Source organism: Reichenbachiella agariperforans, from assembly GCF_900142205.1.
GTDB lineage: Bacteria > Bacteroidota > Bacteroidia > Cytophagales > Cyclobacteriaceae > Reichenbachiella > Reichenbachiella agariperforans.
On sequence record NZ_FRAA01000003.1, the window covers coordinates 308,291 to 322,091 of the forward strand.

Annotated in this window: 12 protein-coding genes; 9 read left to right on the top strand and 3 right to left on the bottom strand. The window is 43.9% G+C overall.

Annotated elements, in window-relative coordinates; all coding sequences use genetic code 11:
• Nucleotides 1-147 precede the first annotated feature (147 nt).
• The 5 genes from BUB99_RS10490 to BUB99_RS10510 all read left to right on the top strand — a co-directional run bounded on the left by BUB99_RS10490 (nt 148) and on the right by BUB99_RS10510 (nt 4,986).
• Nucleotides 148-1,437 (top strand): serine hydroxymethyltransferase, encoded by a 1,290-nt coding sequence (locus tag BUB99_RS10490; protein WP_073122262.1) that lies wholly within the window; start codon nt 148-150, stop codon nt 1,435-1,437.
• A gap of 3 nt (nt 1,438-1,440) precedes the next feature.
• A complete protein-coding gene (gene tatC, locus BUB99_RS10495; RefSeq protein WP_073122263.1) occupies nt 1,441-2,289 on the top strand; it encodes a twin-arginine translocase subunit TatC in 849 nt (282 codons plus the stop codon).
• A gap of 11 nt (nt 2,290-2,300) precedes the next feature.
• On the top strand, nt 2,301-2,732 hold the full coding sequence (rpiB, locus tag BUB99_RS10500; RefSeq protein WP_073122265.1) for a ribose 5-phosphate isomerase B: 432 nt from the start codon (nt 2,301-2,303) through the stop codon (nt 2,730-2,732).
• A 549-nt stretch (nt 2,733-3,281) separates the two neighbouring features.
• Nucleotides 3,282-3,986, top strand: a complete 705-nt coding sequence (locus tag BUB99_RS10505) for a DNA-binding domain-containing protein (protein WP_073122267.1) — start codon at nt 3,282-3,284, stop codon at nt 3,984-3,986.
• A gap of 100 nt (nt 3,987-4,086) precedes the next feature.
• A complete protein-coding gene (locus BUB99_RS10510; RefSeq protein ID WP_073122269.1) occupies nt 4,087-4,986 on the top strand; it encodes a hypothetical protein in 900 nt (299 codons plus the stop codon).
• Nucleotides 4,987-5,317: 331 nt separating this feature from the next.
• On the opposite strand, the gene BUB99_RS10520 is transcribed toward BUB99_RS10510, so the two are convergent.
• Entirely contained in the window at nt 5,318-6,745 is a 1,428-nt protein-coding gene (locus BUB99_RS10520) for a hypothetical protein (RefSeq protein ID WP_073122272.1), read from the bottom strand.
• Nucleotides 6,746-6,837: 92 nt separating this feature from the next.
• Between BUB99_RS10520 and rbfA the strand changes: the two genes are divergently transcribed.
• Genes rbfA through BUB99_RS10540 form a run of 4 tightly spaced genes read left to right on the top strand, consistent with a single transcriptional unit; the run spans nt 6,838 to nt 10,300 of the window.
• Entirely contained in the window at nt 6,838-7,215 is a 378-nt protein-coding gene (gene rbfA, locus BUB99_RS10525) for a 30S ribosome-binding factor RbfA (protein ID WP_073122274.1), read from the top strand.
• Between the two features lie 9 nt (nt 7,216-7,224).
• Entirely contained in the window at nt 7,225-8,451 is a 1,227-nt protein-coding gene (locus BUB99_RS10530) for an ABC transporter permease (RefSeq protein WP_073122276.1), read from the top strand.
• A 38-nt stretch (nt 8,452-8,489) separates the two neighbouring features.
• The gene (locus tag BUB99_RS10535) at nt 8,490-8,996 is read left to right on the top strand and encodes a TRAP transporter small permease subunit (protein ID WP_073122278.1); all 507 of its coding nucleotides are present in this window, start codon (nt 8,490-8,492) and stop codon (nt 8,994-8,996) included.
• Nucleotides 8,993-10,300: a TRAP transporter large permease gene (locus tag BUB99_RS10540; RefSeq protein WP_073122280.1), complete on the top strand. Its 1,308-nt coding sequence runs from the start codon at nt 8,993-8,995 to the stop codon at nt 10,298-10,300. The genes BUB99_RS10535 and BUB99_RS10540 overlap by 4 nt, the downstream gene beginning before the upstream one ends.
• A 29-nt stretch (nt 10,301-10,329) precedes the next feature.
• Here BUB99_RS10540 and BUB99_RS10545 read toward each other — a convergent pair whose 3' ends face one another.
• A complete protein-coding gene (locus tag BUB99_RS10545; RefSeq protein WP_073122282.1) occupies nt 10,330-11,286 on the bottom strand; it encodes a hypothetical protein in 957 nt (318 codons plus the stop codon).
• A complete protein-coding gene (locus BUB99_RS10550; protein ID WP_139280970.1) occupies nt 11,274-13,787 on the bottom strand; it encodes a TonB-dependent receptor in 2,514 nt (837 codons plus the stop codon). The genes BUB99_RS10545 and BUB99_RS10550 overlap by 13 nt, the downstream gene beginning before the upstream one ends.
• Nucleotides 13,788-13,801: the final 14 nt, after the last annotated feature.

The window sequence follows — 13,801 nt, forward strand, 5'->3', positions numbered from 1 at the left end:
ATCAGCCTTAAGACTAAGCCATAATTCACAGATTCACAATTTTACATTCAAATATTTTATCCCATTATTTTTAATTTCCATCACCAGCATTCTTTGCTTAATAAGAGGGCATCTTCTAAATTTGCGCCTCATAGAAACCATTATATCATGCAGAGAGATCTTGACGTATTCAACCTAATCGAAAAAGAAAGAGAAAGACAAGAAAGTGGAATAGAACTTATTGCTTCTGAGAACTTTGTATCACCGCAAGTGATGGAGGCCGCAGGAACGGTACTCACCAACAAATACGCTGAAGGTCTACCAGGCAAAAGATACTATGGTGGCTGTGAAGTCGTCGATCAAATCGAAGACATCGCTAGAAACAGAGCCAAAGAACTGTTCGGTGCAGAATGGGTCAACGTGCAGCCACACTCAGGTGCACAAGCGAATGCAGCGGTATTCTTGGCATGTTTGAAACCAGGGGATGCAGTATTAGGTTTTGACTTGTCGCACGGCGGTCACCTCTCGCACGGTTCGCCCGTCAATATCTCTGGAAAATACTTTGACGCCAACTTCTACGGCGTAGAAAAAGAAACAGGACTCATCGACATGGACAAAGTCGAGGAGAAAGCCAAAGCTGTAAAACCTAAATTGATCATCTGCGGAGCATCTGCTTATTCTAGAGATTGGGATTACGCACGATTCAGAGCGATCGCTGATTCGGTCGGCGCTTTGCTATTGGCTGATATCTCTCACCCGTCTGGACTGATCGCCAAAGGTCTCTTGGAAGACCCTATGCCGCACTGTCACATCGTGACCACCACCACCCACAAAACACTCAGAGGCCCTAGAGGCGGGATGATTTTGATGGGCGAAGATTTTGAAAACCCATGGGGGTTGAAAACACCAAAAGGCATCACTCGCATGATGTCGTCTGTTTTGGATTCGGGTGTATTCCCAGGTACACAAGGAGGGCCGCTAGAGCATATCATCGCAGCGAAAGCCATTGCATTTGGCGAAGCGCTAACGGATGATTACATGCACTACGCACTCCAGGTCAAGAAAAACGCAGAGGTAATGGCTGAGTCTTTCGTCAAAAGAGGCTACAACCTGATCTCAGGTGGCACAGACAATCACCTCATGCTGATCGATCTCGGTTCAAAAGGCATCACAGGAAAGGATGCTGAAAACGGGCTCGTTAGAGCTGAAATCACCGTCAACAAAAACATGGTACCATTTGATGAGCGTTCTCCATTCGTCACCTCAGGTATCCGTGTAGGTACTGCCGCTATCACTTCACGCCACATGAAAGATGGCGACATGGATCGCGTAGTTGAGTTGATGGATACCGTTTTGATGAACCTCGACAATGACGCTAAAATCAACGAAGTGAAAAACGATGTAAACACATGGATGAAAGACTTCCCACTTTACACACAACTTGCTTCTTTGGTATAAACTATGAGTAACCTCCCCTTGGATCAAATGGATCCAGACGAACACGAAACAAACGAAATGTCGTTTCTTGATCATCTGGAAGAACTCCGGTGGCACATCATCAGAGCATTTATTGCGATCACTGCATTCACCGTCGGAGCATTTGCGTCCAAGGAGCTGGTTTTCGGCACCATCATTCTAGGGCCATCCAAAACGGACTTCTGGACCTATCGCTGGCTCTGTCAGTTGGGTGACCTCCTACAGACGCAAGCTATTTGCATAGATACACTCCCCTTCATCCTACAGAGTAGACAGATGACGGGGCAGTTTACGATGCACATCGCATCCTCCTTTGCGATAGGACTGATCTGTGCATTTCCGTATGCCTTTTGGGAAATCTGGAGATTTATCAGCCCAGGACTCTATATCAACGAAAAGAAAGTAGCGCGCGGAGCGGTCTTTTGGGTTAGCTTTCTTTTCATGATAGGTGTGGCCTTTGGCTATCTGATCTTGACGCCACTCAGTGTCAATTTCCTATCCAACTACCAGATCGATCCCTCGATTCTCAACGAGTTTGACATCATCTCGTATGTATCGACAGTGACCACACTGGTATTGGCTTGTGGATTGTTGTTTCAACTCCCAATGGTGGTACTCTTCCTCACCAAAGCAGGGATCATCACTCCTGCAATCATGAAAGCCTACCGCAAGCATGGCATAGTGGTCATATTCTTTTTGGGAGCTTTGCTGACCCCACCAGACCCGTTTAGTCAGATACTGATAGCTATACCCCTCATCGGGCTCTATCAGATCAGTATCACGGTATCCAAGAGAGCGTATAAGAACAGAGAAAAAGAATTAATCAAATTGTAAATAACAGCAAGATGAAAATAGCAATAGGCGGTGATCATGCCGGATTTGAATACAAAAGAGACATCATCTCTCACTTACAAAAGTTAGGGCATGAGGTAGAGGATTTCGGGCCAAACACTGCAGATTCGGTAGACTACCCCGATCATGTGCACCCTGTAGCTGACTCCATCGAAGGTGGCAAAAACGAGCTAGGCATCTTGATCTGTGGTAGTGCCAATGGAGTAGCTATGACCGCCAACAAGCACCAAGGTATCCGCGCAGGCCTCTGCTGGGAAGTAGAAGTAGCTGAACTCATTCGTCAGCACAATGATGCCAATATCATCTGTCTCCCCGCTCGTTTTGTCTCGCTAGATAAAGCCCTCGCAATGGTAGACAAATTCGTCACCACGGAGTTCGAAGGGGGCAGACACCAGACCAGAGTCGATAAGATTCGTTGTGTTTGAGCCAATGCTTAAACAATAGACTTTAGAAGAAAGCGCAGCAGTTTGTTGCGCTTTTTTATTGCCTTTCTATTGACACTACCAACTTTTCATCATAGACAGGTTAAAACGTTGTCAGTCACTTTTTCCTAAAATGAATAGACTCTTCCACTAATATCTATTATAATAGCTAAGCAGCTCATCTGAGAAAACTTCTTTATCTAAGTATGACATAAGCCCTATCAGTAGGCTTATGAAATCCTACTAGAAAAGTATATCTATGAAAACAAGCTTACTACCAACCCCCACCATGCCTCTATGGCACACGCGAGCACTTTATACCCTATTCACAGTTATATCCAGCATTGGCAATGTTCATTTGAAGTGTAATAAAAGAATTGACGAATTGGCCAAACAGCTGGAAGAGTTGACAAAATATAGTCTAAACCGTTATGACTATGATTACCGAAGTGCATAAGGTAACAAAAGTGTGCAAGTATGCTGATCTCACCAAAAACGCAAAGTATGTCTAGCAAGTAAATCATTTTTTTAATCTTATAAACACCAACTATTATGTCAAGCTTAAACTACAGTTTGTACGAAAACAAACTAACCAAAGACGTAGACAATGACTACATCGCCCGTCCGGTAAACAACGTGATCCGCGACCGTCAGGCACTGATCGATGTTATCACCGGACCAGGCTCCATCCTCAAACCTACCGAAACCACCGCTTCCATAGACGCCTACTGGAACACCATCATAGGCTTTATCGAAAAGGGTGAAAACTATCGTGACGACTTCATCACGGTCAAATTCGAAATGGGTGGCGTCTACATCACGCTAGACGATCGTTTCGATAGAGATCGTCACTCTCTGGTGGTCAATCTGGTACCTGGATCAGCACTATCCAAAGCGGCAGCTGCTGTACGACCTACCTACAAGAAGACTCAGGAAGTAGCACCCAACATAGAGACGGTCTACGACTGGGCCAGCGACAGCACCAATGAGCTCTTGAGCTCGGAGGGCATAGTCGAAATCTCAGGAGAAGACCTCAAACTCTATGGCACACACGACGAGGAAGGTATCTTCTTCATCAACCAGGCCAACGGCAGTGAGGTCAAAGCAGAGAAGGTACGCACCAACCTGCCTTCGGAGCTCAGCCTGCAAGCGCCTGTGCTAGAAGCGGGCGAGTACCGCATGGAGATCAGGAACACCACCCGCAAAGGCAAAAGCTTAAGAGTGGGCATTTTCGCACAAAAATTCACCGTGTCCTAACTAGACACAGGATAGGTCACGGGTGAGACCGAGTGTCGGTCCCGTACGAGACCGAAGGTCGGACCCAGTAATAATTAAGTATAAAATAATAGCTAACACTATGAAACACATCTACAACCCTATGGGTTTTCTTCTTATCACTTTGCTGATGCTGCTAGGCTGGCAGAGCAAGAGCCAAAACAGAACAGAGACAATTGCTAAAAAGGACAACCCTTACAAAGTAGAAAAGATCAAATTCAAAAATGATCAGGGCGAAACTGTCGGTATTTTCGACATAGAAGCCAATAACCCCTTTGCAAAGCAGGTACAAGCAGCCAATGCACCAGCTGGAAGCAATGCATCAGGTAGAACCACATCTCAGGAAATAAGAGTGAAAGATTTGGTTGGGAACCTTGAAAACTACTTAGAAAAAAATGATGGTGATGCGATTGTGGAAAAGGCAAGGAACAAACTTAAGATGATAAAGAATGAGAAAAATGAAGTATGTGGTCTAGTCTATACCCTTGTACTGTCAGATCAAGAAGGAGTTGTCGGTTTAGATTCAAGAATACTAAAGGTAAATAGCCAAGGAAATGTCACCCAAACAATTACTCTTAAACATGATGCACGTTCGGCAGTAATTTTCGAAGAAGGTAGAATCATAGGTGTAGTTAAAGGAGGAATTATAGATCACGACGGTCATAAATTTTTTAAAGAGGGTTTTGTATTAATTGATTTGAACAGCGGCAAAGAGCTACTAGAACTGCCTTCTGATAACCAAACTGTCGCTATCACAAAAACTCACATATATAAAGGCCTTATTCTGGTGGAATTTGATAGATCAGATGGTGTAAAATATGTTGCCGTTGACCCTATAAAGAGGATCGTTTATATAAAAGAATTGACACTAAGTGAAAGGCAGAATTTAGTTGACTTAGATAAAAACGGTCTGATTTTCAATTTTCCCAGTGGAAAGGCTCGTCTAGAGTTCAAAGAAACATTTACATCTATAAATTATTAATAGAAATGCGTCAATATATAGCAACGTTAATGTTGATTGGATGTGCACTGTACATAAAAGCACAAAATTCAGAATTAGATTTAAATTACTCTAAATGTGTGAATTGTGACACAGGGGTTTCTGGAGTTAAATATTTTCAGTATGAAGGATTGGAATCTTTTACCAGTTGGGACATAACAAATGACTATGGCCGAAGAGATTGTTGTAGCACACAGTGGCACAAGGGTCTTGATATCAGTCCAGAAAGTTATAATAACGATATATGGGCCATCGAAGGTCTACATTTAGATTCATAAACAAGAAAGAAAATCAGTAGGACGAGCTTAACTCACTAGTCTATTTGCTTGTTTATCCTGACATACACGCTTTCATGTGACGCATGCTCCCTATACTGCGCAGCGATCGTCGGCATCATGCGAAACAGCTCAGGCACCACCTCTTGCTCGTCTATGATCACCTCTGGCATGTCCGAAGTAAAATTGAGAAACACCTCTGCACTATTGTCAAAATAATTGAGATGCTGAAGGTGAATCTGAGACAACTGCCAATCTAGGTAAGGAGTCGCGAGACTCGCTCCTTTGTAGTGTTCTATGCCTTCTCCTATCACCAATATGTCCTTACCCTCTGTCAGCTCCGCATAGGGGCTCGGTTGCACTAGCAGACGCTCTACACCTACCAGTTGATCCACAAACAACCACCCCCGAAGCGGAAAAAGCAGATTAAGTATAATGGCGACAAAAATCAACAAGAATGTAGCCTCAGCCAATATCCAGTTTTTAATCACCAACAAATGATGTGCTACAAAAAAAGCCATTACAGGCACTAGATAAATAAACTGAAAAGTAGATCGCTCCTTGACCATAAAAAATGCCAATATCCCTGAGACAAAGAACATAAGCATGACACTCTGAATTTTACTCTGGAAATTAACGTATTTCCCGATCTTAAACGTCCTATAGATGCTATATAGAAATATCGAAAATGGCACTAGAACCATTATTACCATCCCTTTTCCACTCAAAAAGTAACTCGGATCTACAGCCCAGATAGACATAAACAAATGATGGTTGTAGACCAAAAAGCTATCATTCCAATAAAAAAATAAGCCACTAAAAATCAACACCAACAGAAAACCAACAATCAGCAACAGTATCCTCCTAAAAATCGACCCTGTGTACAAGAACAGGGAGATCAAAGTCACCAGCACATAAAATATCGCTGGTAGATAAAACAACACTGCAATCCCTAGATAAATCCCCGTATACACGAAAAGCTCGTCCTGCGTATGATTATCCATCCGTTTGAACAGGTTGTTCAAAGCCAATAGAATAAAAGTCATGCTCATCAGGACAGGCGACAGAGTCAGGAAATCAAAACAAAGATTCATCATGAGTACATACACGATGGCGGGGACATAACTCGGGCTGTTGTATGCTTTGTTCTTAAGCATTACATTGTTGAATATCGCGGCTTGAAACCCTACCAATATCATAGAGACGATCTGATAGACCAATTGGTGTTTACCGAATAGGATATCGAGCCACTTGTAGACGAGTACAGAGAGTGGCGCAGTATAATCCCATACATCTCGGTACATAATCATGCCCTCACCGCCCAGTCGTTCACCGAGTAATAGCCATTTCAGCTCTGGTAGTATGAGCGGCACACCACTGAGGAGCACAGCCACTCTAATGATAATCAGTATGAGGAATACCCCGAGTAATCTATAGGGATCATTGGCTTTGAAGTAGGAAAGCAATTCTGTAGCGGTTTATTCTGTCGTCTATCGAAAAACGAAAATACCGTTTTATTAAGTATAATTTAAATTAATAGGGATATTTGCATCAAAATATGAGCAGTACACGACAACTAAAATACGCAGGGTTGATTCAAAAAGACCTGAGCGAGATATTCCAAAAAGATAGCCGTCATTGGTTTGGCAATGCCTTCATCACTGTTACAGAAGTGAACGTCAGTCCCGACCTCAGTTTTGCCAAAGTGTTTATCAGTCTGATGATGATAGACGATCGAGAGGCATTCATAGAGAAAATGGCAGAGAAAAAGCCAGAAATCCGTAAAGCACTGGGACTCAAAATAGGCAAACAAGTCCGCATCGTACCCGAGCTGCACTTCGTCCTAGACGAATCTCAGGATCATGCACAAAAAATGGACAACATTCTATCCCGACTCAATATCCCCAAAGAGGATAAAGGAAAGTCAGAAGAATAAATCTCCTACATGCGCCTTCCCCTGTTTATATCTCGTAGATATTTCTTCTCCAAAAAGAAGAAAAACTTCATCAATATCATTGCGATCATTTCGATGCTCGTGGTGGCTATCGGTACCGCCGCGCTCATCATAGTCCTCTCCGTGTTCAACGGTATGGAGGATTTACTGCGATCGATATATGGGCAGTTTGATACAGCGGTGCAAGTGATGCCGGCCCAAGGAAAGTCTTTTCAATACACCGATGATCTCAAATTCAAAATCAACTCCATAGATGGTGTGATGGGAATTACAGAAGTCATCGAGGACAATGCCTTACTAAAGTATAACAACTCGGAGATGGTCGTCAAAATCAAAGGACTGAGTGAAGACTTCATCGAACAGGGGAGAATGAAAAACGCCATCAAACATGGTGAATTTGCACTACAAGACGGAAAACGCCCGCTAGCCATCGTAGGCAGAGGAATACAGTTTAATCTCGGGATATCCCTACGAAACGAATTCACCTTCATGGAATTCTACTACCCTAAAAACGTAAAGCCAGGCTCGCTTAACCCATCCAAATATTATAGTCATGCCATCATCTCACCAGGAGGAGTATTTGCACTAGAACAGCACTATGACGACAACTATGTCTTCGTCCCCATCACTTTCGCAGAAAAATTCCTAGACTATCAGGGCAAGCGTACCGCATTAGAAATCAGCATAGACTCCCCCGAGTCGACAGCTAGGATTCAAGAAGCACTCCAAGCCTCTCTGGGTTCAGACTATATCGTCCGAAATGCCGATCAACAACATGAAGACCTCTACAAGATATTGAAAATCGAAAAGCTGTTTGTCTTCATTGTCTTCTCTCTGATAGTCGCCATCGCATCGATCAACATCTTCTTCTCACTGTCTATGCTCGTGACCGAAAAGAAAGCCGACATCAGTCTACTCTTTGCCATGGGGGCTACCCGGTCCATGATCCGAAAAATATTCCTGACAGAAGGGGCCATCATCGCCTTTATCGGTTCAGGTTGTGGTTTGATCTTGGGGTTTAGCATCGCATGGTTACAGGAGAGTTTTGGTATCATATCGATGGGCGTGGAGTCGGCCGTCATGCAAGCCTATCCTATCAAAATCATCGCTTCAGATTTTGTATACACTTCGATCAGTATCATTCTGATCACCTTTCTGGCGGGTGTACAGCCCTCTCTTCGTGCCGCAAGTCAGTCACAGTTTTTGAGAATCAAATAGCGTTTCTTTTTACTGGTGATTCTGTCTAATTTGCCGAAATGAATAAAATCGTAAACTGGATCAACCTGTTCACCGACAAGACAGGCTCTTTGGTTTCATACATCAGCGTGATTTTGGTCGTACTCATCGCGATAGATGTCGTTCTGCGTTACCTTTTTAGCTGGACTAGTTCGGCCAACCAAGAACTAGAATGGCACCTCTTTGCAGCGCTGTTTCTTCTAGGAGCAGCCTACACGCTGCGTCATGACAAACATGTACGTGTCGACCTATTCTACTCCCGATTCTCCATCAAAACCAAAGCTTGGATCAACCTCCTGGGAACATTAATATTTCTCATGCCCTTTTGTTGGGCGGTGCTCTATACTTCAGTGCCTTTCGTGATCGATGCTTGGAACATCAATGAATCCAGTCCAGAACCTGGCGGACTCCCACACCGGTTTTTGGTCAAGTCAACCATTCCGATCAGTGCTATACTTCTGTCACTCCAAGGCGTGGCGATCACGCTTGACAACCTCAGCACGATACTTAACCCGACCGCATCATGATCTTAGATTACCTCCCTTTATTCCTGTTTGCACTGGTTTTTATCCTTATTCTATTTGGCTATCCCGTAGCATTCACGCTCGGCGGTCTCTCCGTCATCACAGGACTGATACTCTATGACATAGACTTCTTCTACCTCCTCTCTCTACGGATTTTTGGCACGATGCACAACTTCGTATTGGTAGCCGTACCGCTATTTGTATTCATGGGGATCATGCTCGAAAAATCAGGGCTAGCCGAGAGTCTACTCGAAACCATGTCACACCTATTTGGGAGACTCAAAGGAGGGCTCGCCATCTCGGTTGTCATCGTAGGCGGCATGCTCGCAGCCTCTACAGGAATCGTCGGCGCGACAGTGATCACCATGGGACTCATCAGCCTACCTACTATGCTCAAGAAGGGCTATTCGCCAGAACTCGCCACTGGCACGATTGCTAGCTCTGGTACGCTGGGCCAGATCATACCGCCATCTGTAGTACTCGTACTACTCGGTAGTGTACTCAACGTATCAGTCGGTGATCTATTCACTGCTGCATTAGTGCCTGGTATACTACTCGTAGGGATGTATATCGGGTACATCCTCGTGATTGCCCACCTAAACCCCGCCTCCGCACCTGCGATCACTGCCGAAGAGAGCGCAGCATTTTGGTCTACTGGAAGTACCAAAAAAGTGATTCACGCTTTCGTGCTTCCCTTTACACTGATACTACTCGTGCTTGGGTCTATCTTTCTAGGAATCGCCTCTCCTACTGAAGCCGCCGCTGTAGGAGCACTAGGCGCTATCGCTCTGACCGCTTCACAAAAGAAACTAAACTTCGAAATTTTAAAAGAAGTCATGCGAGACACCACCTTTCTGACCTGCATGGTATTCATGATACTGATCGGTGCTACCTCCTTTTCTCTGGTGTTTCGCGCCATGGGAGGAGACAAAATTCTCGCAGACGCCATCACGCAAGCGGGACTCTCACCCAACTTATTCTTATTGACGGTATTGCTCGTGGTTTTTATTGCAGGGTTCTTCATCGATTTTATCGAGATCATCTTTATCATCGTACCTGTCGCTGCACCGATATTCAGTGCTATGGGGATTGATTTGATCTGGATCGGAATATTGATTGCCCTCAATCTACAGACCTCCTTCCTAACCCCACCCTTCGGGTTTTCGTTATTTTATCTGAAAGGAGTCGCCCCACCAGAAATCCGAACAGGACAGCTCTACCGGGGAATTATCCCTTTTGTAATTATTCAAGTAGTTTTATTGGGGTTAGTAATCCTGTTTCCTGAGATTGTTTCATTTCTACTCTGACATAAAACCCCACTCGAAAGACTCACGGATTATCCTTTTTTTATAGGGATTTGAAAATCATAGGTTACCTCACTTTTGACCGCCCCAATAAACAACCCTACGCCTCCATTGACATTGGTAACCGTAATAGGAACAAAATCCAAGCTCGTCAAATGATAGAAATCCAGATATATCGGTTCGGGGATTATCATCCGCTGTACCGCCGTTAGTTTTTTTTGCTCCATAGACAATTCCTCATTTGTCTTGATTACTACTACGCAGCTCACCTGAGTACGTATCTCGCTAAACCCTACATAATTCTCCCCTAAATAGATTTTGTCATAGGAGGTATTGCTGTAGTAATCAGACACGACATCTGGACTATCCTGATACCTATAGTCTAAAAAAGATATATCCGTGGAGGCAACATCAAAATAAAGATACGCCTCAACCAATGGAATGATAGCCTGCCCCTTGGCTTCTCCCAACCATACACTACTATCTGCTCTTTCGTATTGATAAGTGCCATCCTCTAGTGTATCTACTATAATCTGTCGTTCGAGCCATATCATGTATTCTTCGACCAATACAGTATCCTCAAACGACACCTTTATCTCTCCAACATCTATATCAGGAACCATGGCTGTCGCTCTAGCCGACCTATCACCATCTCTGACAGATATCGTAAATACGTCCCCTACCTGCACAGTATCATCCGATACTCCTTGGTATTGGCCTTTGCCTACGGCTCTTGTGTCTACAGTATCGCCATTCCAAGTGAATACAATATCTGCATCATCAATAAAAAATGTGGCACTATCGAGTACAGTTATACGCTCTCCGGGCAAGTTTACACTTTGCCCAATCGTGACGACAGGCAATGTTTCTCCACTAAAAAAAGTCGCTTCTACCTGCAAAACTGATCTTTCTCTGGAATCTACAATGGCCTCCTTTTCACATCCAGCCACTGCTATCACTACCAAAAACAATAATATTAGTCTACCCATTTTTGATCCTTTCCTAGGCCGATTCTCAAGCTAATGACTGGCATGATCGGCATTTGACTGATGTATTTATTCTTTGAGGACGCTCTAAATGAGCCATTCGATAGGTTATCTAGCGACGTACCCTTTGTTATCGTCAGCACATTAAAGTGATTATAGACATTGATGACATTAAGAGAGATCTCGCTCTTTCTTTTAAACACCTTCCGGTCACGCCATATCAAGTTTAGATCCAAACGATGATAAGCAGGCAAGCGATAATTGTTTTGTTTTATAATCACCTGACTGTTTCCATGATAGTCCTCTATCCCCAAAGGATCACTCCTATACAAGTAATACTGCGTCGAAAAAGTAAGCGGTTGACCAGATTTAAAATTAAACAACAGCCCTAGACTCCAGTGTTTGGCAAAATCCCAGTTCACAAAAGTCTGAATATCGTGACGCTTGTCCAGTCGCGAAGGAAAAGCCAAGCCTCCATTGATCTCATCGAACCGGTTGTAGGCCCAAGACAAGGTGTACCCCACCCAGCCTGTGACGTCCCCTATTTTTCGATTGAGGAGAAACTCTACCCCGTATGCCTCTCCCTCTCCGCTTATCGTTTCTTGAGTGAATTGGGGGATCAATCCATCACCTTGTATTGCTCCAGCTTGCTGTTCCAAACTAAAATTGAGCAGCCCAGTTTGCAACTTGTAGTACCCTTCGATACTGAGTAACCCGACCTTTGGGATCGTCACCCCCACCCCCAAGGTAGTAGCCTTGGACAGTGCTGGAGGACGTAGCTCGTTGCTCCAAAACCAACGATCTGCCGGAACTCGCATAAAATCCAAACTCAAGGACTGTAGGTACTGGGTAAAATGACCATAGCCAGCACTCAGCATGAGTGATTTGTTAACGCGATACTCCATATTAACTCTGGGCATCAGGTGTAGATATTGACCTTGGGAGAAATACTGGAGCCTAACACCTGGGTAGATAGATAGCTTCCCCAACTCCAGTGCTGCACCAACATATCCACTTATTTCATGGCTATTGGTTACTGCTGTATCGCCGTTCATTTTATTCAGCATCAGCTCTATTGAGGGTGGTGGAGTATCCCAATAATCAGAACGATCACCAGTATAGCCGTACTCCTGCTCCCTAAACACATTGCTCTCCGTAAACACATGGTACAGCCACTGTCCACCTGTCGATAGCGTGACTCTATCGCTCAGATAAAAAGTAAAATCCTGCTGAGCACCATAGTCGGTAAAGTACTGTTTGAAGTGTTGATCAAAGTATAATTCTGTAGTAATTTGACCATCCAAATTCTCATGTAGATAATTGAAATCACCATAATAATATTGGTTATCTGCCTGATACCAACTAGTAAAAAGATGTGATACAGATTGGTAACGCTCCTTTTCAGTGATGAATTTGACCGAACCTGTGATATTTCTCCAGCCATAGTTCAAAATATTGTCACTATAGGGCTTAGACTCCTCTGAGGATAGGCTGTAAGATGTTTGAGTGTAGGTATTCTCCGCCTTTAGCTTATCATTGCCATAAAAGACACCTGTTTCTAAACGATGCTCTGCATTGAACTTGTGCACCAGTTTAAAATTGAAATCAAAAAAGTTGTATCGATTCTTATAACTATTGTCAGGAGTGGACAATATAGGATCAGAAACCCAAAAAACTGGATCCAAATAAGTTCGTCGCAGCGATAGCAGTACAGAGGTTTTTTGATTGATAGGTCTACCGTGGGAGAAAGAGGCACTCAGTGGACTAATCGTCAGATAGCCCGCACCATTTCTCGTGTCGCCCTTTTGCAACTCTATGTCCAACACACTGCTCAACCGACTGCCATATTGTGCTGGAAAAACCCCTTTTGTCAACTCTACCCTTTCGATCGCCTCCGTATTGAAAGCACTGAACAGCCCAAACAAATGCCATGGGTTATATACAGGAACACCATCGAGCAAAATCAAATTTTGATCGTTTCTTCCTCCTCGGACGAAAAAACCTCCGGTAAAATCAGTTTCCGTCTTGACTCCAGGCAGGTTTTGGATCATCCGGATTAGATCTGGCTCCCCCAATAATCTAGGGACATTGATCAAATTCAAGGCCGACACATCTATGGTACTCAACTTGGCCTGCTGCATCTGCACCGATCGATAAGCCGACTCCTCTATAGTCACCCCATCTAACTCCTGAGTAGAAGCATCCAAAGCTATAACCACATCCTCGGTCAAGGGAAAAACAAGCGTTCGCACCACTGGATCAAATCCTAAAAAACTAACCCTACAGCTATATGTACCTTCTGGAAAGTCCCTAGTAGCTATATGACCACTGATATTACTCACAACGCCCTTGCCTAAACTATCGACGTACAGTGCAGCACCATACAGCGGTGTATCATAGTCGTCATTGGACACAATGCGGAGACTATGGTTGCCATGCTGAGCATCCGCGTGAAAGCAGTGACAACCTATCAGTACCACGATCACCAAAAATAACTTTCTCAATTCAAGACAAAAAA